Raw genomic sequence first — 22,571 nt, 5'->3', positions numbered from 1 at the left:
AAGCTTGCCGGTATCGCAACCCCGCCTTACAGCGCGGGCTCGATGCCCCAGATGTCATCCATGTAACTCCGGATCGTCCGATCCGACGAGAAGAATCCTGACCGCGCCGTGTTCATCGCCGCCATTCCCAGCCAGCGCTGCCGGTCGGCATAGGCCTTGTCGACCTCGCCCTGCGCCGCATGGAAGGCGTCGAAATCCGCCGCGACAAGGAAATAGTCATGGTGCCAGACCCGATGCACCAACCCGTGGTAACGGTCTTTCTGCGTCGGGCTGAAACGCCCCTCGGCAATCATCTGCAACACATCCTGCAAGGCCTTGCTCGCCTCGATGGCCTTGCGGCTGTGGTCGGGGTCCTGCCTGCGGATCATGACCTCTTCCGCCGTCAGACCGAACAGGAAGAAATTCTCCGCCCCGACCTCTTGCAGGATTTCCACATTCGCCCCGTCCAGCGTGCCGATGGTCGGCGCGCCGTTCATCATGAACTTCATGTTGCCGGTGCCGCTCGCTTCCTTTCCGGCGGTCGAGATCTGCTCCGACAGGTCCGAGGCCGGGATCAACCGCTCGGCCATGCTGACGTTGTAGTTCGGCGGATAGACGATCTTCAGCAGATCGCCCGTCACCGGATCGGTGTTGATGACCGCCGCCACGTCGTTGATCAGATGGATGATCTCTTTCGCCACCGCATAGCCCGGCGCCGACTTGCCGCCGAAAATCTTGACGCGCGGCACCCAATTTGCCTTGGGATTGGCGCGGATCGCATGCCAGCGGGCGATGGTTTCCAGAATGTTCAGAAGCTGGCGCTTGTATTCGTGGATGCGCTTGATCTGCACGTCGAACAGCGCGTCGGGAGACACCTGCACCCCGCATTCCGCGCCGATCCAGTTCGACAGCGCAACCTTGTTCACCCGCTTTGCCGCACCGAAGGCCTCGCGGAACTGCTTGCCCTTGATCGCGGGCTCCAGCTCGCGCAGCCGGTCCAGATGGTCCTCCCATCCCTCGCCGATCGTGTCGGTGATCAGTTTTGCCAGCGGGCGGTTCGCCATCTTCAGCCAGCGCCGCGGCGTCACCCCGTTCGTCTGGTTGATGATCCGCCCCGGATGCAGCTTGTCCAGCTCGGGGAACAGGTTCTTCTTGACCAGCTCGGAATGCAGCGCCGAAACGCCGTTCACCTTATGCGCCATGATGAAGGCCAGTTCGCCCATCCGCACCTCGTGATGCTTCACGATCCCGATGTAATGCGGGCGGTGGTAATTCTCGTCCTTGTGCCACTGGTCGATGCGTTCCACGATCTGCATGTGGCGCGGCAGCACATTGCCGAAGGTGAACGTCGCCCACCGCTCCAGCGCCTCGGGCAGCAGGGTGTGGTTGGTATAGCCCAGACAGCCCCGCGCCGTCTCGAGAGCATCGGCAAATTCCATCCCGTTCTCGTCGACGAGCAGGCGCACCAGTTCCGGCCCCGCAATGGCCGGATGGGTGTCGTTCATCTGGATCGCCACGTATTTCGGCAGGTCGCGCAGGTTGGAATGCGTCGATTTGAACCGCCGCAGAATGTCCTGCAACGCGGCGCTGGTCAGAAAGAATTCCTGCTTCAGGCGCAATTCCTTGCCCTGATAGGTGGTGTCATCGGGATACAGCACGCGGCTCAGCGTCCGCGCCAGCGCCTCGGGCTCTGCCGCCGCCGCGTAATCGCCGCGGTTGAACCGTTCGAGGTCGAACATCGTCGTGGGCTTGGCCGCCCAAAGCCGCAGCGTATTGGCCCATTTGCCCTGCCAGCCGACGACCGGCGTGTCATGCGCCTCTGCCAGCACCGTCTCGCCCGCAACCCAGCTTTCGCGCCCGCCGACCGTTTCGACAGCCCCCTTGAACGGAATCGTGTAACTGCTCTCGGGCCGCGCGAATTCCCACGGATGCGCCTGCGACAGCCAGTCCTCGGGCGTTTCCACCTGCTGGCCGCCCTCGAACCGCTGGCGGAACAGCCCGTGTTCGTAGCGGATCCCGTAGCCATAGGCGGGGCAACCCAGCGTCGCCATGCTTTCCATGAAACAGGCGGCCAACCGCCCCAGACCGCCATTGCCCAAAGCCGCGTCGGGTTCGTTCTCGATGATCGCGCGGAAATCCTGCCCGAACCCCGCCATCACCTCCTCGGCCACATCCCGCAGGCCAAGGTTGATCGTCGCATCCTCGAGGATCCGCCCGATCAGGAATTCCATCGACAGATAGTAAACGCGCTTGCGATCCTCGGCCCATGTCCGGCGGGTCGAGGCGAACCACGGCTCCACGATCCGGTCGCGGATGGCGAAAGACAGCGCCATGCGCCAGTCATAGACGCTCGCATTCGGCGCGTCCTTGCCCAGCGTGAATGTCAGATGCCGCGCGACATCGGCTTGCAACAGGTTCGGGGTCAGGCTGAGGTCGTTCATCCGGCATCCGTTATGGGCAATTTCACCAAGCCTACCCTAATCCCCAAGGGTGCGGGGTCAAGCAAGCGAACAGCAGGTGCGAAAGCCGGCATGGACACCGCCGATCTTTCAAACCGCTTTCAGTGTTAGCGCAATCATTTGCCCGCGTCACCCTGAATCTTCGCGGCATACCTTTTTCAAACCGCTTTGGGCAATTCCCGCCCAACCCCGCCCGCACGCGGTTCTGCCAGCCATGCATCCCGTGCAAACCACCCTCCCGCTACCACGGGCAAACTGATCTGCATCAAGGCGCCCAAGGTGCGCGCAGCATAAACCTTTGGCAACCCGCCCCCGGAAAAGGCTGCCAAAGATGAGACTCACCACCCGCACGAACCTCGCGATGCGCACGCTGATGTACTGCGCCGTGAACAAAGGCCGCATCGTCCGCAAGCAAGAGGTGGCCGATGCCTGCAACGCGTCGGAAAACCATCTGGCACAGGTCATCCATCTTCTGGCGCAGCGCGGCTTTCTCAAGACGGTGCGCGGCCGCTCGGGCGGGCTTACCCTTGGCCGCGCCGCCGATGACATCAGGGTGGGCGAGGTGTTCCGCAGCTTCGAAGCCTGCCTTCCCTTCGCCGAATGCTTCAGCGCCGAGGAAAACTCCTGCCCGCTTTCGGCCGCCTGCGCGCTCAAGGGCGTGCTGACCGGCGCGCTTGCGGCCTTTTACGCCGCCCTCGACAAGGTCACCGTCGCCGAACTGGTGAACGGCAACAGCCAGTTGCACGCCCTTCTCAAGGCCGCCTGACCACGGCCTTGCGCAATCCGGCGGCCGATGCCCCTTGCGGGACGCGCCGCGCGTCTTAACCGCCCCAGACGCGGCGCAAGACGCCGATCCAGTTGCCCCAAGCCAGCTTGCGCAGCAGCGCCTCGTCGTAACCATGCGCCCGCATCGCGTCGATCAGGCGCGGCAGGCCCGCCACATCGACAATTCCGTCCGGCATCGTCGCCCCGTCGAAATCCGACCCGAATCCCACATGGTCCTCGCCCAGACGCCCGATCAGATGGTCGAGATGGCGCAGGATCGCCTCCCATCCCATCACCGGATCGCGCCGCCCGTCGGGGCGCAGGAAGCCCGTGGCAAAGTTCAGCCCGACCATCCCCTTCGTCTCGCGGATCATGTCAAGCTGCCGGTCCGTCAGGTTCCGGCTCGACGGTGTCACCGCATGGGCGTTGGAATGGGTGGCGACCAGCGGCGCATCCGAAATCCGCGCCACATCGTCAAAGCCCTTTTCGTTCAGATGGCTCAGGTCGACCATGATCCGCAATGCGTTGCAGGTCTTGACCAGCCGCTTGCCCGCCTCGGTCAACCCCGGTCCCGTGTCGGGGGTCGAGGGGAACTTGAACGGCACCCCGTGGCCAAAGGCCGTGGGCCTGCTCCACACCGGACCGAGTGACCGCAGACCCGCCGCGTGCCACAGGTAAAGCGCCTCGCAATCGGGGTCGATCGCCTCGGCCCCCTCCATATGCATGATCCCCGCAATCGCGCCGGCCGCCCGCGCCGCCTCGATCTCGGCCACCGACCGCACGATCCTGAAGCGCCCGCCCGACGCGCGCTCCATCCAGATCAGCTGCGCCGACAGCTCCACCGCGATGGCCTGACAGGGGCCAAGCGGCAAGGGCGCGGGCAAGGGCACCTCATAGGGCGGGGCATCCATGATCGCGTCCATATCCGCATCGGGATCATGCGGCGAGGGCATGTAGATCGCAAAGAACCCGCCCGCGAATCCGCCTTCCGCCATGCGCGGCAGGTCGAGATGCCCCTTGCCTTCCCCCGTAAGCCAGATCGCCTCGCGCTTTTCGGGCGCTTGCAGGATGCGGTAGAGAATGTCGTTATGGCCGTCGAAAACAGGGATCATGGTCGCGGACTCCTTGGGTCGCCGCCACCTTTGCACGGCCCGCGGCAGCCGAAAAGCCCCGCGTCACGCGCAGCACGCATCTCCCGCATCGGCAAGACCCGTCAGGATCGGACAGTCGGGGCGATGGTCCCCCGCGCAGGCCCGGACCAGCCCCTGCAAGGTGGCCTCCATCGCCCGAAGCTCGCGGATCTTTCCGGCGATCTGCACCAGATGTTCCTCGGCAAGCGCCTTCACATCGGCACTCGCCCGTCCCTTGTCGTCATACAGCGCCAGAAGCTTGCGACATTCCTCGATGGAAAAGCCAAGGCCCCGCGCCCGCGCGATGAAGGACAGCTTGTGCATGTCGCTGTCGCGGAAGGCCCTGTAGCCGTTGCCGCCGCGCAACGGGCGGATCAGCCCGATCTCCTCGTAATAGCGGATCGTCTTGGCAGGCAGCCCCGCCTTTCTGGCCACTTCGTTGATGTTCATGGCCTCACACTCCCTTCACCAGCCGCAAGCGCAGCGCATTGGTCAGAACGAAAACGCTCGAAAGCCCCATGGCCCCGGCGGCCAGCATGGGCGAAAGCTGCGGCCCGCCAAAGGGCACCAGCGCCCCCGCCGCCACCGGAATCAGCGCCGCATTGTAGCCAAAGGCCCAGGTCAGGTTCTGCCGGATGTTGCGCATCACCGCGCGGCTGATCGCCACGGCATTGGCAACCCCCAGGGGGTCGCCCGTCATCAGCACCACATCCCCCGCCTCGATCGCCACATCCGTCCCCGTGCCCATCGCAAGCCCCACCTCGGCCGCCGCAAGGGCGGGCGCGTCATTGATGCCGTCCCCGACAAAGGCCACCCCCGCCCCCATGGCGCGGATCACCTGCCCCTTGCCTTCGGGCAGGACCCCCGCCTCGACGCGGGCAATCCCGATCCGCCGCGCAATCGCCCCGGCCGTCACCGCATTGTCGCCCGTGACCATCGCCACCTCTAGGCCAAGCGCCCCCAGCGCCGCCAGTGCTGCGGGCGTGCTCTGCTTCACGGGGTCCTCCACCGCGATCAGCCCCGCCGCCTCGGCCCCGTAGCCGACGAAAAGAAGCCCCTTCCCTTCAGCCGCAAACCGCTCTGCCGCCATATGCAACGCGTCCGGCACGGCCGAAAACATCCGCTCCGACCCCACCGAAACCGCAACGCCCCCCACGACGGCCCGCGCGCCATATCCCGGCACCGCCTCGAAGCCCTCGGCATGGACCACCGCCAGCCCCCGCGCCGCCGCCTCGGCCAGGACGGCCGCGGCAAGCGGATGCTCCGACCCCGCCTCGACCGCCGCCGCCAGCGCCAGCACATCGCCCAGCACATCCGTCACCACCGGATGCCCCTCGGTCAGCGTTCCCGTCTTGTCAAAGGCCACCAGCCGCACCGTGGACAGCCGCTGCAACGCCTCGCCCCGCCGGAACAGCACGCCCATTTCCGCCGCCCGCCCCGTGCCCACAAGGATGGAAACCGGCGTCGCCAGCCCCATCGCACAGGGGCAGGCGATGATCAGCACCGACACCCCCGCCACCAGCGCCTGCACGATCCCGCCGCCCGCCGCCAGCCAGACCAGCACCGTCAGCGCGGCAATCCCCATCACCACCGGCACGAACCACAGCGTCACGCGGTCCACCACCTCTTGCACCGGCAGTTTGGTGCCCTGCGCCTCCTCGACCAGCGCCACGATGCGGGCCAGCACTGTCGCCGCCCCCACCTCGCGCACCTCGACAACCAGCCCCCCCGTGCCGTTCACGGTTCCGCCCGTCACCGCATCGCCCACCCCCCGCGCCACCGGCACAGGCTCGCCCGTCAGCATCGACTGGTCCACCGCCGAGACACCGGACACCACCACCCCGTCCACCGGCACCCGCTCTCCGGGGCGGATCACCACCCGCATCCCCGGAACAAGCGCCGAGACGGGAACCTCCTCGCCCCCCTCGAGCCGCGCCACCTTGGGCTGCAACCGCACCAGCCGCGCAATCGCCGCCCCGGCCCGCCCCCGCGCCCGCGCCTCGAGCGTGCGCCCCAGCAGGATCAGCACCACGATCACCGCCGCCGCCTCGAAATAGACGGCCCGCGCCTCCTCGGGCACCAGTTCGGGCGCGAATGTCACGATGGTCGAATAGACCCAGGCCGCCCCCGTCCCCACCGCGACAAGGCTGTTCATATCCGGCCCCCCGCGCAGCAATGCGGGAATCCCCTTCAGAAAGAACCGCCGCCCCGGCACCGCCAGCACCAGCGTCGACAGGATGAACTGCATGACAAACAGCGGCATCATCCCCAGCGTTCCCATCAGCCAATGGTGGAACGCAGGCACCAGATGCCCGCCCATCTCGGTGACAAAGACGGGTGCCGCCAGAACGGCCGCGAAAACGGTCTCGCGCGCCAGCGCCCTGATCTCGGCCTCGGGATCATGCGGTGCGGCCTCTTGCATCAACGAAGCCGCATAGCCCGCCTTGCCGACGGCGGCGATCAGCCGCCCCGTATCGCCCTGCGCCCCGTCCCACAGCGTGACCGTGGCCCGCCGCAGCGCCAGATTCGCCACCGCGTCCTTGACCCCCGCCTGCGCCTTCAGCACCCGCTCCACCCGCCCCGTGCAGGCGGCGCAGGTCATGCCCTCGACGGCCAGCGTCACCACCGCCTCGCGCGCCGGATAGCCCGCCTTGGCAAGGGCCGCCGCCATCGCATCGGGCGCGGCGGGGGCAGAAAAACGCACATCGGCGGTTTCGGTCGACAGGTTGACCACCGCCCCCGACACACCCGGAACCGCCTTCAGCACCCGCTCCGCCCGCGCCACGCAACTGGCGCAGGTCATCCCCTCCAGCTTGAAGCGGATGCTTTCGGTCGGGGCCTGTGGCGGGGTCATTTTCGCAGCAGCTGACATGGCAAAGTCTCCTTCTGCCCACCCAGATAGGGGTTCCAGTCACGGGAAGGTCAAGCCCCTTCTTCGCCACCCCGCTTACAAGCCCCCAGACTGCCGATTTTACGCCGGTATCCCGCCCCGGCATTGATGCAAGGCAAGCATCCGGCCCAAATCGAAAGATCGGGCCCCGCCTGACAATGCGGTGTGGCGTTCCGTAAATTTCCTATAATTCCCCCCCTTGACCTTCCCCCAGGGGGAACGCCCATGTCGGACCAGGAAAGGAGTCTCCCATGACCAAACTCTCAGTCCCCGACATGACCTGCGGCCATTGCAAAGCCAGCGTCGAAAGCGCCCTCGCGGCCCTGCCCGATGCGGGCGCGATCACCGTCGACCTCGCCGCCAAGACCGTGACCACCACAGGCCCCGCCGCGCCCTCGGCCTTGCTGAAAGCCCTCGACGAAGTCGGATTTCCCGCCTCCCTCGTCGGGAATTGACTGGCTCCCCATCCGAAAGTTGCTGTTGCAAAGGTCGCACAACTTTCATAATCCGTCGCGAATTCGCCATAAGGGGGTCTTGCAACGGCCCAAAGCCAAGCGCACCTTCCTCTGACGACGAAGAATAAAACCGTAACGGCACGAAAGAGCAGCCCGAAATGGCAACCAAATCTTCCGCCCCCCAGCAACAGCAGGGCGGCGCCTCGGCCCCGCAACAGCAGCAGGGCCAATCGACCCCCAGCCAGCAGCAACAGGGCCAGACGCCCGTGATCCGCGACTGGGCCTCGATCTAGGCCAGCACATGCTTGCAAGCACACAGGGCCAGCCGCTAGGCTGGCCCTGTTGCATTCATAGGCCCCCGATGCCCAGCCCCGTCCCGTCCAGCCCCGTCTCGTCCATCCCCAACCTCGGCCCCGCCTCGGAAGCCGCCTTCGCCAAGGCGGGCATCCACTCGGCCGAAGAGCTGCGCGCCCTCGGCGCCGACGAAGGCTACCGCCGCCTTCTCGCCGCGGGCACCCAGCCGCATTTCATCGGCTATTACGTTCTGGTGATGGGCCTTCAGGGCCGCCCCTGGAACGATTGTCAGGGCGAGGAGAAAAAGCAGCTCCGCGCCCGCTTCGACGCCCTCAAGGCCGCAATTCCGGCCAAGACAAAGGGCCGCTCCGATCTGGAAGCGGCCCTCGATGCCTTGGGCGTCATAGAGCGACGCAAGTCATAACGCGTCCGGCAAGGACGCCCCGATCAGCCGACCAGTTCGAGGCCCGAGAAGTAGAACGAGATCTCGCGCGCGGCCGATTCCGGGCTGTCCGACCCGTGGACCGAGTTTTCGCCGACCGACAGGGCGAATTCCTTGCGGATCGTGCCCTCGGCCGCGTTCGCCGGATTGGTGGCGCCCATGACTTCGCGGTTCTTCAGGATGGCGCCTTCGCCTTCCAGAACCTGCACCACGACCGGCTCCGAAGCCATGAACTCGCACAGCTCGCCATAGAAGCCGCGCTCGGCATGCTCGGCATAGAACTGGCCCGCCTGCTTCGGGGTCAGATGGATGCGCTTCTGCGCGACGATGCGCAGACCGGCTTCCTCGAACTTGGCGTTGATCTTGCCGGTCAGGTTGCGTTTGGTGGCGTCGGGCTTGATGATCGACAGCGTGCGTTCGATGGCCATTCGGAAGTCTCCATGACAAAGGGCGCGGAAAGGGTCCCGCGCCTGAATTGATGCGCGCGCCTCGTAACACGCATGCCGGCGATTGAAAAGCCGGACAGCGGGGTAAAGCCCGACAGCGGGGTGAAGCCTTCGTTAAACGGCCGCGCAAAACCCGTGCATCGCCTGTGCATGCGCGATTCCCCTTGTTTCGGTTGACGACAGCCCCGCCATCAGGCAAGCCCCCCGCCATGCTCAAGATCGAAAACATCACCTATTCCGTCGAAGGCCGTCCCCTGCTCGAAGGGGCCTCGGCCACCATTCCCTATGGCCACAAAGTGGGCCTCGTCGGGCGCAACGGCGCGGGAAAGACCACGCTTTTCAAGCTGATACGCGGCGAACTGGTGCTCGAGGGCGGCGAGATCTCGCTCCCCTCCCGCTCGCGCATCGGCGGCGTGGCGCAAGAGGTGCCCTCCTCCTCTACCTCGCTGCTCGACACGGTCTTGCAGGCCGATACCGAACGCAACGCCCTGCTGGCCGAAGCCGAAACCGCCACAGACCCGCATCGCATCGCCGAAATCCAGTCCCGCCTGACCGACATCGACGCATGGTCCGCCGAAGGCCGCGCGTCCAGCATTCTCAAGGGCTTAGGCTTCGATTCCGAAGCGCAGCTGCGCCCCTGCTCCGACTTTTCCGGCGGCTGGCGCATGCGTGTCGCCCTTGCTGGCGTGCTTTTCTCGCAGCCCGATCTGCTGCTTTTGGACGAACCGACAAACTACCTCGACCTCGAAGGCGCGCTCTGGCTCGAATCCTACCTGCAAAAATATCCCCATACCGTCATCATCATCAGCCACGACCGCGGCCTTCTGAACCGCGCCGTGCAGGGCATCCTGCATCTCGACCAGAAGAAATTGACATATTGGACAGGCCCTTACGACCAGTTCGCGCGGCAGGTCGCCGAACGCCGCGCCGTTCTGCAAGCCGAAGCCAAGAAGCAAGAGGCGCGGCGCGCGCATCTGCAATCCTTCGTTGACCGTTTCAAGGCAAAAGCATCCAAGGCGGTGCAAGCCCAGTCCCGCGTCAAGATGCTCGAGAAAATGACCCCGATCACCGCGCCCGAAGATGCAAAACGCGTCGTTTTCACCTTCCCCGCGCCCGAAGAACTGTCGCCGCCGATCATCAACCTCGAAGGCGTCTCGGTCGGCTATGGCGGCCCGCCCGTCCTGAAGAAACTGTCGCTGCGCATCGACCAAGATGACCGCATCGCGCTACTGGGTCGCAACGGCGAAGGAAAATCAACTCTTTCCAAGCTGTTGGCTGGAAAACTTAAACCGATGGAGGGGAAATTCACCTCCTCGTCCAAGTTAAGGATCGGTTACTTCGCCCAACATCAGGTCGATGAACTCCACATCGACGAAACGCCGCTGCAACATGTCCAGCGCCTGCGCCCCGCCGAAGGCCAGCCCCGTCTGCGCGCCCGCCTTGCAGGCTTTGGCCTGATGGCCGATCAGGCCGAAACCGTGGTCGGTCGCCTGTCGGGGGGCCAGAAAGCCCGCCTTTCGCTGCTGCTTGCCACCATCGACGCACCGCATCTGCTGATCCTCGACGAACCGACCAACCACCTCGACATGGAAAGCCGCGAGGCGCTGGTCGAGGCGCTGACCGAATATTCCGGCGCGGTCGTCCTCGTCAGCCACGACATGCACCTGCTGTCGCTTGTGGCCGACCGTCTCTGGCTGGTTAAGGGCGGGGCCGTCACGCCCTATAACGAGGACTTGGAGGCCTATCGCCGCATGCTTCTGGCTGGCGACGAAGACGCGAAGCCCGCCGCGAAACCCGTTGAAAAGCCAAAGAAAGCCAGCCGCGATGAAATCCTCGCCCTGCGGGCCGAGGTTCGCAAATGCGAAGAGCGTCTGACCAAGATCAACGACATGCGCGACAAGCTGGCCAAGAAACTGGCAGACCCCGAACTCTACGAGAACGCCCGCGCGGGCGAGCTTGAAACCTGGAACCGCAAATATGCCGAAGTGATGGAGGCGCTCGACCGCGCCGAGGCACTCTGGCTGGCCGCCTCGGAAAAGCTGGAAAGCGCCGCATGATCGAAACAGGGTTCCTGATCACCGCCTTTGCCACGCTTTTCGTGGTGATCGACCCGCCCGGTCTGGTGCCGCTTTTCATCGCGCTGACCCAAGGCATGGACAATGCGCATCGCAAGCGCCTTGCCCGCCGCGCCTGCATCATCGCGGCGATCCTGCTGACGCTCTTTGGCCTGCTTGGCGAACAACTGCTTGGTTTCATTGGCATTTCCATGCCGGCATTCCGCATCGCGGGCGGCATTCTGCTGTTTCTGACCGCGCTCGACATGCTGTTCGAGCGCCGCACCCAGCGGCGCGAGGGGCAGAAATCCGAACCCGATCACGACCCTTCGGTCTTTCCGCTTGCAACACCGCTCATCGCAGGGCCGGGGGCCATCGCCACCATGATCCTGCTCGTCGGCCAGACCGAGGACTGGACCGGCACCGTTGCCATCCTTGCCCTGATGCTGGCGATGATGCTGGCGACCTTTGTGTTTCTGCTCGCCTCTCCGCCCATCGAACGGATCATGGGGCGCACCGGAACCATCGTCGTCACCCGCCTGCTGGGCATGCTGCTCGCCGCACTTTCGGTGCAATTCGTCATCGACGGTGTCAAGGGAACCGGCCTGATCTGACGGGCCTTACATCCGGACCATCCGCATCCCATATCGGCCATCATGGAAGCTGACCACCTTGCCCGACTTGCCTATCTCGCGCTGCTGCTCGTGGCGGTGGCGGGCTGGGTGCTGGTCGAATACCGCAAGCGGATGGGCGAAGCGATGCGCGTCGCCATCGCCTGGGGTCTGATCTTCGGAGGAGTCGCGGCAGGCTACGGCTTGTGGAACGACATGGGCGGTTTCGCCCCGCCGCCGCAGATGGTGGCACAGGGCGGGGAAATCACCGTCCCCCGCGCCGCCGACGGGCATTATTACCTGACGCTGCAAATCAACGGCACGCCGATCCGGTTTCTGGCCGACACCGGGGCGTCAAACATGGTTCTGTCGCTGAAAGACGCCCGCAAACTCGGCATCGACCCCGAGGCGCTGGTCTATCTGGGCCAAGCCTCCACCGCCAACGGACCCGTCGCAACCGCCCGCGTCACCTTGCCCAGCATGCAGCTTGGCCCCTATGACGACACCGATTTTTCCGCATGGGTGAACCGCGGCGAAATGGACGGCTCGCTTTTGGGAATGGATTACCTGCGCCTCTATCGGGTCGAGATCGCGGGCGATGAAATGATCCTGCGGCGTTAACCTGCCGTTAATTCTTTTCCACCTTCTTTTCCCAGCGCCCCGTCTCCTCGGACCAATACTGTGCCGGCACCCCCGCATCGGTCAGCGCCTTCCACTTGCCCCGCGCATCCGACAACTGCGCCCCGTCGCCCCCGTCGAACAACAGCCAGACCCGTTCAAGCCCGCGCGCCTCGGCCACGGTGACATCGGCCCCGTCGATCACGAACAACCCTTTGGCATCGTTTACGATTTCTCCCGTCCCGATCAGCACGGGCTGGGCCGCGTCATGCGGCCCGCCCTGCAATCCATGCGGCAGAAACGCCTCTTCCGGCCCTTGCCAAAGCCGCTCGTCCAGCCGCTCCAGCCCGGCGCGGTCCGTTCCACGCACCATCACCCGCCACCCCTGCCGCAAGGCACGGTCCAGCAGCGCCACCAGCGTCTCCTCGGCGCTCGAGCGGGTCAGATGGTAGAACATCACAACGCCCATCGGCGGCTCACTTCCCCTCGAACCGGTCGCGGATCAGGCGGTTCAGCGCCATCACCCCCCAGCCCGTCGCCCCCTTGGGCGCAAGGGTCGAGTCGCCCTTCAAAAGCGCCGTCCCCGCGATGTCGAGGTGGATCCACGGCACATCCTTCTTGACGAAGCGTTGCAGGAACTGCGCCGCCGTGATCGACCCGCCATCACGCCCGCCGACGTTCATCATATCGGCAATCCGGCTTTTCAGCTTGGCGTCATAGGCATCGCCCATCGGCATCCGCCACGCGCCCTCGCCCTCGGCCCTGGCGGCTTTCAGGAATGCGTTGCACAGCTCGTCATCGTTCGAGAAAACGCCCGTATTCTCGTGGCCCAAGGCAATGATGATCGCCCCGGTCAGCGTGGCAAGGTCGATGATCCCCGTGGGTTTGAACCGCTCTTGCGTGTACCAAAGCACGTCGGCCAGCACCAAACGGCCTTCGGCATCGGTGTTGATCACCTCGATCGTATCGCCCTTCATCGAACGGACCACATCGCCCGGCCTTTGCGCGCGACCGTCGGGCATGTTCTCGACCAGACCGACCAGCCCCACGACATTGGCCTTGGCCTTGCGAAGCGCAAGCGTCCGCATCACCCCCGCCACGACGCCCGCGCCGCCCATGTCCATCGTCATCTCTTCCATGCCACCCGCGGGCTTGATGGAAATGCCGCCGGTGTCAAAGACGACCCCCTTGCCCACCAGCGCAAAGGGTGCCGCCCCCTTCTCGCCGCCATGCCATTGCATAACAACGACTTTCGAGGGGCTTTCCGACCCCTGCCCCACGCCGAGCAAGGCCCCCATGCCCAGTTTCTCGAGCTGCTCCTCCTCGAGGATTTCCACCTCGAGGCCAAGTTCCTGCATCGCCGCAAGCCGCGCCGCAAAGTCGTAGGTGGTCAGGATATTGGCCGGTTCGTTCACCAGATCGCGGGTGAAGAACACCCCCTCGGCCACAGCGGCACCGGGCGATGCCGCCGCCGCCACGGCCTCGGGGTTGGTCACCATCATCACCACGGGGCCAGGAACCTTGGCCTCGCCGGTCTTGTGCGGCGTGAAGTCATAGGCGCGCATGGCAAGGCCAAAGGCGATTTCCGCCGCCTGCGCATGGCCCTCGGCCAGAACGGTCGCCCCCGAAGCGCCAAGCGCCTTGGCCACCGCAGCCCCCGCCTTGCGCGCCACGGCAATCTCGCAGCGCTTGGGCAGGCGCACCACCTGAACCGCCTCGGCAGCCAGCCCCGCAGGCCATGCAAGGTCGAGCGCCTCGCCTGCCTTCATCTTTCCGAAAGCCTCCGAGGCCACGAACCGCCCCAGCCCCCCGCGCATCAGCCGGTCCAGCCGCCGCACCGCCGGCGTAAGCCCTGTCGGCCCGTCGGCAAAGACGACGATGCGCCCCGCAAGCGCGGGCAGCGCCTCGAGATCGGTGGCGCGGAACTGGATCGGAACGGGATGGCTCATGGTGACTGTCGCCCCTTGCTCTGTGACGGGATTGCCGCCCCGCCACGGTCGGAAAAGGACCGCTTCGGCGGGATTTGGGCGGACGGTAGCCCGCCCGCACGGGCTTGACCAGATAGCAGTTTTCCCCGCCCGCCAATTCGGATAGTTTCACCGCAACAAGAAACGGGGGGCCAGGGCGCGTGTCGAGATTCGACAGATATCTGCTGTCGCAATTGCTTGCGCTGTTTGGCTTCTTCGCGCTTGTCATGGTCGCGGTGTACTGGATCAATCGCGCGGTCGGCCTGTTCGACAAGCTTCTGGGCGATGGCCAGACCGCCCTTGTTTTCCTCGAGTTTTCTTTGCTGTTGCTGCCCAATGCCATCCGGCTTGTGCTGCCCGTCGCCGCCTTTGCGGCGGCCGTCTACGTCACGAACCGCTTGATGCAGGAAAGCGAACTGGTGGTGATGCAGGCCACGGGATTTTCCGCCTTCCGTCTGGCGCGGCCCGTGTTCTACTTCGGCGTCGTTGTGACGGTCCTGCACCTTGTGCTGGTCCATCTTCTTGTGCCGTGGAGCTATGCCATGCTCAACGCGCGCCAGCAGGACGTCTCTCAGGACATGACGGCGCGGTATATGAACGCGGGCCAGTTCATGCATCCGGCGACCGGTGTCACGCTTTACATCCGCGACATCACCGCCGAGGGCGAGTTGCTGGACCTGTTCCTGTCGGACAACCGCAACAAGGAAGCGAGCGTCGTCTACAATGCCAGCCGCGCCCTGATCGTGCGCAGCGATACCGGACCGCGGCTTCTGATGCTCGACGGCACGTCGCAACGCCTTGCGATCACCAGCAACCGTCTCTCGATCACGCGGTTTTCCGACGCCACCTACGACCTCGGCAAGATTATCGAGACCGCACGGGCCCGCTTGCCGCATCCGCGCGAGTTGACCACGCTCGCCTTGTTTTCGACCAACGGCGGGCTTGACTGGACCGATCCGCGCACCGCCCCGGCCGTGACACTGGAAGTGCATTCCCGCATCAGCCAGCCGCTGCTGGCCCTTGCCGCGGCGATGCTCGGCTTTTCCAGCCTTCTGATCGGCGCATTCAGCCGCTTCGGCCTGTGGCGCCAGATCATCGGGGCCGTGCTGGGGCTGATCCTCGTGCAACTGGTCAGCACGACCGCCACATCGGCAACCCTGCTCGACGCAAGCCTTTGGCCTGCGCTCTATCTTGGGCCGCTTCTGGGGTGTGGGCTGGCTTGCGGTCTGCTTTGGCTGTCGCAGCGCCCCCGCAGGCGTCCGGGACGGAGGGCGGCATGGTCCTGAACCTTTACATCGCCCGCCGGTTTCTTGGCATGTTGCTGCGGGTTCTGGGCGTGTTTTACGGCATTCTGCTGCTGATCGACACGATCGACCAGCTTCGCCTTGTCACCGATCGTGGCGCGGGCGTGGGAACGGCGCTGCGCCTTGCCGCGCTGAACGTGCCCGAAAGCCTTTACCGGATTTTCCCGCTGATCGTGGTGCTGTCGGCCATTGCGCTGTTCATCGGTCTTGCCCGCAGTTCCGAGCTTGTCGTCGTGCGGGCGGCGGGCCGGTCAGGGCTGCGGTTCCTGATGGCTCCGGCCGGCACGGCGCTGCTTGTCGGGCTATTCGCCGTCTCGGTCCTGAACCCGCTGGTGGCGGCCACGACCCGCGCTTTCGACGTAGCACAGGCCGAAGTGGCGCGGGGCGGCAAAAGCGTGCTGTCGGTCAGCGGTGCGGGCCTGTGGCTGCGGCAGGGCGGCGACGAAGGACAGACGGTCATTCAGGCCGCGCGCAGCAGCAGCGACGCGACGCAGCTTTACGATGCCACCTTCCTGCGCTTCGATGCCGAAGGCATGCCGACGGAGAGGATCGGCGCAAAAAGCGCCACGCTGGTTCCCGGCGCGTGGAAGCTGGACGGGGCGAAACGATGGGACCTTACGGCCCCGAACCCCGAAATGTCGGCCACGCAAGAGCCTGACGGTTTCCTTCTGACATCCGACCTGACACGCGAAGGCATTCGCGACAGCTTCGGAAAACCCTCGGCCATCCCCTTCTGGTCGCTGCCCGACTATATCGACGGGCTTGAACGGGCCGGTTTCTCGGCCCGCAGCCACGAGGTCTGGTTCCAGATGGAACTGGCACAACCGCTTCTGCTCATCGCCATGGTCCTGATCGCCGCGGGCTTCACCATGCGCCATGCCCGCTTCGGCAAGACCGGAACCTTGGTGCTTCTGGCGGTGCTGAGCGGATTTGCCATTTTCTTTTTGCGCAACTTCGCGCAAGTGCTTGGCGAGAACGGGCAGATTCCTGTCCTTCTGGCGGCATGGAGTCCGCCGCTCGCCGCCGTCATGATGGCGCTTGGCCTGTTGTTGCATCTGGAGGATGGCTGATGGCCCTGTCCCCGTCGCTGCGCCGCCTTTTGGCAACCGCCGCTCTCGGGCTGGTGCTGTGCACCCCCGTTTCGGCGCAAGACCGTGCCACGCTGGTCGCCGACAGCCTCCAGATCGCCGGCGACTCGCAGCTTGTGGCGGATGGCTCGGTCGAAGTGTTCTTTCAGGGCCGCAGGCTGACAGCCTCGCGCATCGTCTATGACCAGAAGGCCGGAACGCTGAAGATCGACGGTCCCATCCGCCTGACCGACGAAACCGGCGAGACGGTCATTCTGGCAAGTCAGGCCGATCTGTCCGCCGACATGACCGAAGGCCTGCTGACCAGCGCGCGGGTCGTGCTGAACCAGCAATTGCAGATCGCCGCGGCCGAGGCCCGCCGGATCGGCGGGCGCTACCTGCAACTTGACAATGCCGTCGCATCCAGCTGCCGCGTCTGCGCGGGCAGCGACATTCCGCTTTGGGAAATCCGCGCAAGGCGCGTGACGCATGACCAGACCGAACGGCAGATCTATTTCGACCATGCGCAACTGCGCTTTGGCGGGGTGCCGGTTCTTTACATCCCGCGCCTGCGGCTTCCCGACCCGACGCTGAAGCGCGCCTCGGGCTTCCTGCTTCCGACCTTTACAAGCTCGACCCTGCTGGGCACGGGCATCAGCCTGCCCTATTTCCTGACCCTCGGGCCATCGCGGGACCTGACGATCACGCCCTTCGCCTCGAATGCCGAGGTGCGGAACGTCACCCTGCGCTACCGGCAGGCCTTTGCCACCGGCGAAATCACCGTGACCGGAGCGGCAGCGCAGGATGACATCGACGGCAAAAGCAAGCTGCGGGGCTATGTCTTTGCCGACGGCAGCTTTGCATTGCCGCATGATTACCGGCTGACATTCCGGGGCGAGGCGGTCAGCGACCCCTCATACCTCTCCGACTACGACATCCGCGAGGCCGACAGGCTGACCAGTTCGGTCGCCGTTTCGCGCGTCAGCCAGCAAGAGCTGGTCTACGGCACCCTGCGCAACATCGACACCCTGCGCAGCGCCGATGTCGGATCGTCGATCCCCACGCTGCTGGCCGACGCGCTTTGGCAGCACCGCTTCGCCGCGATGGGCGGAAACGGCAATCTGCGCTTTGCAAGCCACGGCCATCTGCGCAGTTCCACATCGCAAGCCGATGCGAATGGCGACGGCATCCCCGACGGGCGCGATGTCGCACGCGCCTCGATCTCGGCCGATTGGCGGCGCGACTGGGTCTTGCCGCACGGTCTGCTCGGCGCGGTCATGGGCGAAGCCAGCCTCGATTTCTACGACGTGGCGCAAGATCCCGTCTATGCCGGCAGCATCCCCCGCGTCTGGGGTGCTGTGGGGGCCGAATTGCGCTGGCCGCTGGTCAAGACCGAACGCGGCGGCGGACGGCAGGTTCTTGAACCCGTGCTTCAGATCGTCGCCGCACCGAATAGCAGCAAGGCCGTTCCGAACGAGGATTCGACCCTTGTCGAATTTGACGAGGCGAGCCTGTTCTCGCTGAACCGCTTTCCCGGATCGGACGCGGTCGAAACCGGACTGCATGCCAATATCGGCGTCAACTGGACGCGCTACGACCCCGACGGCTGGTCGATGGGCGCGACGGTCGGGCGCGTGCTGCGGGCCGAGGACGGCAACGGCTTCAGCGATGCATCGGGCCTCGGGGGCATGGCGTCCGATTGGCTGGCGGCGCTTCACGTGCAAAGCGCGGGCGGGCTTTATGCGGCCGGACGCATCATCGCCGACGACAGCCTTGACGTCGCGCGCGGTGAAATGCAGCTCGAATATTCGAACAAGGGCGCGAGTTTCTCGTCAGGCTACATCTGGTCGATCGCCGATGTGACCGAGGCCAGAACCGACGACATCTCCGAACTTGTCATGGCAGCGGGCTATAACCTGACCGACAGTTGGCGGGCCAAGGTGTCGGGGCGCTACGACTTTGCCGCAGAAGAGGCCAGCCGCGCCGATCTGGGGCTGACCTTCCGGAACGAGTGCGTGCTGCTCGATCTTTCACTCTCGCGTCGGTTCACGACGTCGACTACTGTGCAACCAGGCACGAAATTCGGGCTGACGCTTGAACTCATCGGGTTCGGCGGCAGCGACGGTGCGGGGCCGGCACGGATGTGCCGGCGATAGGGGCGGCGAAATGCAGGAATTGCGAATGACCAAACGCAGCGATTTGACACTGGCCTTTGCCTTTCGGGCATCAGTGGCTTTCGGCCTTTCCGCGATGGGGGCAGGAGCTGTCTTCGCACAGGACGATGCCGGACTTTTCGCGCCGAAAGTGGTGATCAACGGTCAGGTCATCACAAATTACGAATTCGAGCAGCGGGTCCGGTTCCTTTCGGTGCTGCGCGTGCCCGGCGACCCCGAGAAAGAGGCGTTGAAGGGGCTGACGACCGACCGCCTTGGCGCGCAAGAGGCCAAGCGGCTCGAGATCAAGCTGACCAAGGACCAGATCGATGCCGGCATGGCCGAATTCGCGGGCCGCGCCAATCTTGACGTGCCCGCCTTCGTCAAAGCCATCAGCGACGAAGGGGTCGAGCCCGAAACCTTCCGCGATTTCGTGACCGCCGGTCTTTTGTGGCGCGAGGTCGTGCGCAAGAAGTTCGGCGGCACGGTGCGGATTTCCGAAGTGCAGATCGACCGCGCCCTTGCCGAAGCCGCGCGCAAGCCCGATGTGCGGCTGCTTCTGTCGGAACTGGTCGTTCCGGTGCCCGAAGGTGCCGACGCGGCCGACGTGCTGGCCGAAGTGCGCGACATCAAGGCCAATCTGGGTGCCGAAGGCGGCTTTGCCGCTGCGGCACGCAAATATTCGGCCGCGCCCACCGCCGACCGTGGCGGGCGGCTCGACTGGCTGGAATTGAGCAAACTGCCCCCTGCGATCGGCAACCAGTTGCTCGGACTGGCGCAGGGCGAGGTCTCCGATCCCGTCGTGGTGCCGCAAGCCGTGGTTCTGTTCCAGCTCAACGGGTTGAGCGACCTGGAAACCCCGCAACCGACCGAGGTTCTGGTCAGCTACGCGCGCTTTGCCCTGGCCGCCGATCAGGACCCGGCCGAGATCCTGTCGCGGGTGGATGGCTGTGACGATCTTTACCCGCTCGCCCGCGACCTTCCCGCCGACCGGCTGACGGTGACCGAGGAAATGCCGATGGCGCAGGTTCCTCTCGATATCGGTCTGGCGCTTGCCAAGCTCGATCCGGACGAGGCCGTGGTCAGGCCGCAATCGGGCTACAACGAGCTGCTGATGCTTTGCCTGCGCAACGGCATCGTGGCCGAACCCGAAGCGACAGCGGCACCGGAAGCGGCCGATGCGGCCAAGCCCACGCCCGAGCCGCAAAAGCCCGCCGCCACCGAGGGGACCGAAAAGCCCGCCGCAGAGTCGACCGTATCGGGCGAGTTCGAGAAGCCCGATCCGCAGCGCGAGGCCGTGCGCGGACAGTTGGGCAACCGGCAGATATCGGCACTGGCCGACGCCTATATGGAAGAGCTTCGCTCGGAAGCGATCATCGAGACGCCGTGACCGCGCCCGTTGTCCTGACCTGTGGCGATCCGGCAGGGATCGGGCCGGAAATCGCGGTTTCGGCGCGGCATGTTCTGGGAGGCGAGGTGCCGTTCTTCTGGCTTGGCGATCCGCGCCACCTGCCGGCTGGCACGCCCCTGACCCTGATCGACAGCCCGCACGAGGCGGCAGAGGTCGCGGCAGATCGTCTGCCGGTTCTGGCCCACCCCTTCCTGCACGAGGTAAAGGCCGGCGCACCGGACCCTTCCTTGGCGCAGGATGTGATCGATGTCATCGCGCGGGGTGTCGATCTGGTCCGAACGGGGGCCGCTTCCGCCATCTGCACCGCGCCGATCTCGAAAAAGGTGCTCAAGGACGGGGCGGGCTTTGCCTATCCGGGGCATACGGAATTTCTGGCGCATCTGGGCGGCGTTGGTCGCGTGGTGATGATGCTGGCCTGCCCCGCCCTGCGTGTGGTGCCCACGACGATCCACATCGCGCTGTCCGACGTGCCGCGTCAGCTGACACCCGAACTGCTGGAAGAGACCATCCGCATCACCCACGCCGGATTGCGCCGCGACCTTGGCATCAACGGGGCGCGGATCGCCGTGGCGGGATTGAACCCGCATGCCGGTGAAGGCGGGTTGATGGGGCGGGAAGAGCTGGACTGGATCGCGCCGCTGGTCGAGCGGATGCGGGGCGAGGGCTTTGATCTGCGCGGCCCGATGCCGCCCGACACCATGTTCCACGCCGCCGCCCGCGCGGGCTATGACGTGGCGGTCTGCATGTATCACGATCAGGCGCTGATTCCGATCAAGACGCTCGATTTCGACGGCGGGGTGAATGTGACGTTGGGCCTGCCCTTCATCCGCACCTCGCCCGATCATGGAACCGCCTTTGACATTGCCGGAAAAGGGGTCGCCAAACCGACGAGCCTTGTCGCGGCGCTGCGAATGGCGCAACAGATGGCCAAGGCGCGTCTGGGTTAGGCCGCGGGGGGCCAGCCCCCCGCCCCCCCGGAGTATTTGCCGCAAGGATGAACAAGGGGGCCGCAATGGCGACCATCGATGGGCTGCCACCGCTGCGCGAAGTGATCCAGACGCATGATCTGGTGGCAAAGAAGCAGTTGGGGCAGAACTTTCTGCTCGATCTGAACCTCACGGCCAAGATCGCGCGTCTGGCGGGGGATCTGTCGGGCTGCGATGTGCTCGAGGTTGGGCCCGGCCCCGGCGGGCTGACCCGCGGGCTGCTGGCCGAAGGCGCGCGGCGGGTGCTTGCGGTCGAGAAAGACCCCCGCTGCCTGCCCGCTTTGGCCGAGATTTCAGCGGCCTATCCGGGGCGGCTTCAGGTCATCAACGGCGACGCGCTCGAGGTGGATGTGCTGTCGCACCTGACCGCGCCGATCCGCGTGGTGGCGAACCTGCCCTATAACGTGGGTACCGAATTGCTGATCCGCTGGCTGACACCCGCACAATGGCCGCCCTTTTGGGACAGCCTGACGCTGATGTTCCAGAAAGAGGTGGCCGAGCGGATCGTGGCCAAACCGCGCAGCGACCATTACGGGCGTCTGGCGCTGCTGGCGCAATGGCGCTGCGATGCGAAGATCGTCATGCATCTGCCGCCCGAAGCCTTTACCCCGGCCCCCAAGGTGCATTCGGCGGTGGTGCATCTGACGCGTCTGACCGAGCCGCGCTTTCCGGCGGACGGGGCGGTTCTGGGGCGGATCACGGCAATGGCCTTCAACCAGCGCCGCAAGATGCTGCGCTCCTCGCTCAAGGGGATGGGGGCGGGGATCGAGGACAAGCTGGTCGCGGCGGGGATCGAGCCCACGGCGCGGGCCGAGGAAATCCCGCTCGAACGGTTCTGCGCCCTTGCCCGGCTGGTGGCAGCGGGCTGACAGGCAAAAGGCCGGACCTTCGGGTCCGGCCTTTGCGCTGCATGGTTAAGAAAGTCTTACTCGGCCGCTTCCTGCGACCCGCCGCCGTTGCCGTCGTCGGTCGGCTTTTCGGCCTTGGGCTTGCGCGGGGCGCGGGTCTTTTTGGGCGCGGCCTCGGCTGCGGGAGCGTCCAAGGCGGGCAGCACCGGCTGCGTCACAGGTGCTTCGGCCACGGGTTCGGCCTTGGGCTGGGTGTCACGCGGACGGTCTTCGCGGTTCTGGTCGCGCGGGCGTTCTTCACGCGGGCGGTCGTCACGGGGGCGGTCGTCACGGGGGCGATCATCGCGCGGACGCTCTTCACGGGGGCGATCGTCGCGGGGACGGTCACGGTTCTGGTCGCGCGGGCGGTCTTCGCGGTTCTGGCGCGGCTGACCGTTATCGGTTTGTTGCGGATTGTTCGCATTTTGCGACGCATCACGCGGGCGATCATCGCGGCGGCGGAATTCGCCACGGTCGCGGCGTTCGCCGCCCTGCCGTTCGCCGCCCTGTTGCGCGCGGTCACCCTGCGGGCGATCATTCTGGCGGTCGTCGCGGCGCGGCTGGTAGGGGCGCGCCTCGGGGGTTTCGACGAGATTGGCGTCGCCATCGGCCGGATAATCGGCGGCGGGGCGATCATCGTCGCTGCGGTCGTC

General features: G+C 65.5%; 20 protein-coding genes. 13 read left to right on the top strand and 7 right to left on the bottom strand.

Annotated elements, in window-relative coordinates; genetic code table 11:
• Window positions 1–26: 26 nt before the first annotated feature.
• Window positions 27–2,420, bottom strand: coding sequence for a glycogen/starch/alpha-glucan phosphorylase (locus H7F16_RS07805; RefSeq protein WP_185797015.1), 2,394 nt, complete (start codon window positions 2,418–2,420; stop codon window positions 27–29).
• Between the two features lie 349 nt (window positions 2,421–2,769).
• Here H7F16_RS07805 and H7F16_RS07800 point away from each other — a divergent pair, with 349 nt between their 5' ends.
• On the top strand, window positions 2,770–3,204 hold the full coding sequence (locus H7F16_RS07800; RefSeq protein ID WP_185797014.1) for an RrF2 family transcriptional regulator: 435 nt from the start codon (window positions 2,770–2,772) through the stop codon (window positions 3,202–3,204).
• Window positions 3,205–3,259: 55 nt separating this feature from the next.
• Here the strand turns inward: H7F16_RS07800 and H7F16_RS07795 are convergent, their stop codons facing one another.
• The 3 genes from H7F16_RS07795 to H7F16_RS07785 form a co-directional block, all read right to left on the bottom strand.
• Window positions 3,260–4,315 (bottom strand): dipeptidase, encoded by a 1,056-nt coding sequence (locus H7F16_RS07795; protein WP_185797013.1) that lies wholly within the window; start codon window positions 4,313–4,315, stop codon window positions 3,260–3,262.
• Between the two features lie 63 nt (window positions 4,316–4,378).
• Window positions 4,379–4,783 (bottom strand): Cu(I)-responsive transcriptional regulator, encoded by a 405-nt coding sequence (gene cueR / locus H7F16_RS07790; protein ID WP_185797012.1) that lies wholly within the window; start codon window positions 4,781–4,783, stop codon window positions 4,379–4,381.
• A gap of 4 nt (window positions 4,784–4,787) precedes the next feature.
• A complete protein-coding gene (locus tag H7F16_RS07785; protein ID WP_241741342.1) occupies window positions 4,788–7,205 on the bottom strand; it encodes a heavy metal translocating P-type ATPase in 2,418 nt (805 codons plus the stop codon).
• 269 nt (window positions 7,206–7,474) lie between these two features.
• On the opposite strand from H7F16_RS07785, the gene H7F16_RS07780 reads away from it, so the two are divergent.
• The 3 genes from H7F16_RS07780 (at window position 7,475) to H7F16_RS07775 (ending at window position 8,396) form a co-directional block, all read left to right on the top strand.
• Complete coding sequence (locus H7F16_RS07780; protein WP_185797011.1) at window positions 7,475–7,678, top strand: heavy-metal-associated domain-containing protein; 204 nt, start codon at window positions 7,475–7,477, stop codon at window positions 7,676–7,678.
• A gap of 158 nt (window positions 7,679–7,836) precedes the next feature.
• The gene (locus H7F16_RS19870; protein WP_277818364.1) at window positions 7,837–7,971 is read left to right on the top strand and encodes a hypothetical protein; all 135 of its coding nucleotides are present in this window, start codon (window positions 7,837–7,839) and stop codon (window positions 7,969–7,971) included.
• Window positions 7,972–8,039: 68 nt separating this feature from the next.
• Entirely contained in the window at window positions 8,040–8,396 is a 357-nt protein-coding gene (locus tag H7F16_RS07775) for a TfoX/Sxy family protein (RefSeq protein WP_185797010.1), read from the top strand.
• Between the two features lie 23 nt (window positions 8,397–8,419).
• On the opposite strand, the gene ndk is transcribed toward H7F16_RS07775, so the two are convergent.
• Window positions 8,420–8,842, bottom strand: coding sequence for a nucleoside-diphosphate kinase (gene ndk / locus H7F16_RS07770; RefSeq protein WP_185797009.1), 423 nt, complete (start codon window positions 8,840–8,842; stop codon window positions 8,420–8,422).
• 227 nt (window positions 8,843–9,069) lie between these two features.
• On the opposite strand from ndk, the gene H7F16_RS07765 reads away from it, so the two are divergent.
• Genes H7F16_RS07765 through H7F16_RS07755 form a run of 3 tightly spaced genes read left to right on the top strand, consistent with a single transcriptional unit; the run spans window position 9,070 to window position 12,146 of the window.
• Entirely contained in the window at window positions 9,070–10,917 is a 1,848-nt protein-coding gene (locus H7F16_RS07765) for an ABC-F family ATP-binding cassette domain-containing protein (protein ID WP_185797008.1), read from the top strand.
• Window positions 10,914–11,528: a MarC family protein gene (locus H7F16_RS07760; protein ID WP_185797007.1), complete on the top strand. Its 615-nt coding sequence runs from the start codon at window positions 10,914–10,916 to the stop codon at window positions 11,526–11,528. The genes H7F16_RS07765 and H7F16_RS07760 overlap by 4 nt, the downstream gene beginning before the upstream one ends.
• A gap of 42 nt (window positions 11,529–11,570) precedes the next feature.
• Window positions 11,571–12,146 (top strand): retropepsin-like aspartic protease family protein, encoded by a 576-nt coding sequence (locus H7F16_RS07755; protein ID WP_185797006.1) that lies wholly within the window; start codon window positions 11,571–11,573, stop codon window positions 12,144–12,146.
• Between the two features lie 7 nt (window positions 12,147–12,153).
• Here H7F16_RS07755 and H7F16_RS07750 read toward each other — a convergent pair whose 3' ends face one another.
• Entirely contained in the window at window positions 12,154–12,612 is a 459-nt protein-coding gene (locus tag H7F16_RS07750; RefSeq protein WP_185797005.1) for a DNA polymerase III subunit chi, read from the bottom strand.
• 7 nt (window positions 12,613–12,619) lie between these two features.
• Window positions 12,620–14,092: a leucyl aminopeptidase gene (locus H7F16_RS07745; protein WP_185797004.1), complete on the bottom strand. Its 1,473-nt coding sequence runs from the start codon at window positions 14,090–14,092 to the stop codon at window positions 12,620–12,622.
• A 179-nt stretch (window positions 14,093–14,271) separates the two neighbouring features.
• Between H7F16_RS07745 and lptF the strand changes: the two genes are divergently transcribed.
• The 6 genes from lptF (at window position 14,272) to rsmA (ending at window position 21,900) form a co-directional block, all read left to right on the top strand.
• The gene (lptF, locus tag H7F16_RS07740) at window positions 14,272–15,396 is read left to right on the top strand and encodes an LPS export ABC transporter permease LptF (protein ID WP_185797003.1); all 1,125 of its coding nucleotides are present in this window, start codon (window positions 14,272–14,274) and stop codon (window positions 15,394–15,396) included.
• The gene (lptG, locus tag H7F16_RS07735; protein ID WP_185797002.1) at window positions 15,387–16,484 is read left to right on the top strand and encodes an LPS export ABC transporter permease LptG; all 1,098 of its coding nucleotides are present in this window, start codon (window positions 15,387–15,389) and stop codon (window positions 16,482–16,484) included. Before lptF ends, lptG begins: the two co-directional genes overlap by 10 nt.
• Window positions 16,484–18,637: an LPS-assembly protein LptD gene (locus H7F16_RS07730; RefSeq protein WP_185797001.1), complete on the top strand. Its 2,154-nt coding sequence runs from the start codon at window positions 16,484–16,486 to the stop codon at window positions 18,635–18,637. Before lptG ends, H7F16_RS07730 begins: the two co-directional genes overlap by 1 nt.
• 25 nt (window positions 18,638–18,662) lie before the next feature.
• Window positions 18,663–20,024 carry a peptidylprolyl isomerase gene (locus tag H7F16_RS07725; RefSeq protein WP_185797000.1) on the top strand — a complete coding sequence of 454 codons (1,362 nt, stop codon included), beginning with the start codon at window positions 18,663–18,665 and terminating at the stop codon, window positions 20,022–20,024.
• The gene (pdxA, locus tag H7F16_RS07720) at window positions 20,021–20,992 is read left to right on the top strand and encodes a 4-hydroxythreonine-4-phosphate dehydrogenase PdxA (protein ID WP_185796999.1); all 972 of its coding nucleotides are present in this window, start codon (window positions 20,021–20,023) and stop codon (window positions 20,990–20,992) included. Before H7F16_RS07725 ends, pdxA begins: the two co-directional genes overlap by 4 nt.
• 65 nt (window positions 20,993–21,057) lie before the next feature.
• The gene (rsmA, locus tag H7F16_RS07715; RefSeq protein WP_185796998.1) at window positions 21,058–21,900 is read left to right on the top strand and encodes a 16S rRNA (adenine(1518)-N(6)/adenine(1519)-N(6))-dimethyltransferase RsmA; all 843 of its coding nucleotides are present in this window, start codon (window positions 21,058–21,060) and stop codon (window positions 21,898–21,900) included.
• Window positions 21,901–22,571 lie beyond the last annotated feature (671 nt).

It is taken from the genome of Paragemmobacter straminiformis, from assembly GCF_014243445.1.
GTDB classification, from domain to species: domain Bacteria; phylum Pseudomonadota; class Alphaproteobacteria; order Rhodobacterales; family Rhodobacteraceae; genus Paragemmobacter; species Paragemmobacter straminiformis.
This window is presented reverse-complemented; position numbering and strand designations above follow the sequence as displayed.

Coding starts and splice junctions, on each gene's coding strand:
- H7F16_RS19870 (WP_277818364.1), top strand. CDS start 7,837: ATGGCAACCAAATCTTCCGCCCCCCAGCAACAGCAGGGCGGCGCCTCG.
- H7F16_RS07760 (WP_185797007.1), top strand. CDS start 10,914: ATGATCGAAACAGGGTTCCTGATCACCGCCTTTGCCACGCTTTTCGTG.
- H7F16_RS07795 (WP_185797013.1), bottom strand. CDS start 4,315: ATGATCCCTGTTTTCGACGGCCATAACGACATTCTCTACCGCATCCTG.
- H7F16_RS07800 (WP_185797014.1), top strand. CDS start 2,770: ATGAGACTCACCACCCGCACGAACCTCGCGATGCGCACGCTGATGTAC.
- H7F16_RS07745 (WP_185797004.1), bottom strand. CDS start 14,092: ATGAGCCATCCCGTTCCGATCCAGTTCCGCGCCACCGATCTCGAGGCG.
- H7F16_RS07775 (WP_185797010.1), top strand. CDS start 8,040: ATGCCCAGCCCCGTCCCGTCCAGCCCCGTCTCGTCCATCCCCAACCTC.
- H7F16_RS07725 (WP_185797000.1), top strand. CDS start 18,663: ATGACCAAACGCAGCGATTTGACACTGGCCTTTGCCTTTCGGGCATCA.
- H7F16_RS07805 (WP_185797015.1), bottom strand. CDS start 2,420: ATGAACGACCTCAGCCTGACCCCGAACCTGTTGCAAGCCGATGTCGCG.
- lptG (WP_185797002.1), top strand. CDS start 15,387: ATGGTCCTGAACCTTTACATCGCCCGCCGGTTTCTTGGCATGTTGCTG.
- H7F16_RS07765 (WP_185797008.1), top strand. CDS start 9,070: ATGCTCAAGATCGAAAACATCACCTATTCCGTCGAAGGCCGTCCCCTG.
- H7F16_RS07750 (WP_185797005.1), bottom strand. CDS start 12,612: ATGGGCGTTGTGATGTTCTACCATCTGACCCGCTCGAGCGCCGAGGAG.
- cueR (WP_185797012.1), bottom strand. CDS start 4,783: ATGAACATCAACGAAGTGGCCAGAAAGGCGGGGCTGCCTGCCAAGACG.
- H7F16_RS07755 (WP_185797006.1), top strand. CDS start 11,571: ATGGAAGCTGACCACCTTGCCCGACTTGCCTATCTCGCGCTGCTGCTC.
- ndk (WP_185797009.1), bottom strand. CDS start 8,842: ATGGCCATCGAACGCACGCTGTCGATCATCAAGCCCGACGCCACCAAA.
- H7F16_RS07730 (WP_185797001.1), top strand. CDS start 16,484: ATGGCCCTGTCCCCGTCGCTGCGCCGCCTTTTGGCAACCGCCGCTCTC.
- H7F16_RS07780 (WP_185797011.1), top strand. CDS start 7,475: ATGACCAAACTCTCAGTCCCCGACATGACCTGCGGCCATTGCAAAGCC.
- rsmA (WP_185796998.1), top strand. CDS start 21,058: ATGGCGACCATCGATGGGCTGCCACCGCTGCGCGAAGTGATCCAGACG.
- H7F16_RS07785 (WP_241741342.1), bottom strand. CDS start 7,205: ATGTCAGCTGCTGCGAAAATGACCCCGCCACAGGCCCCGACCGAAAGC.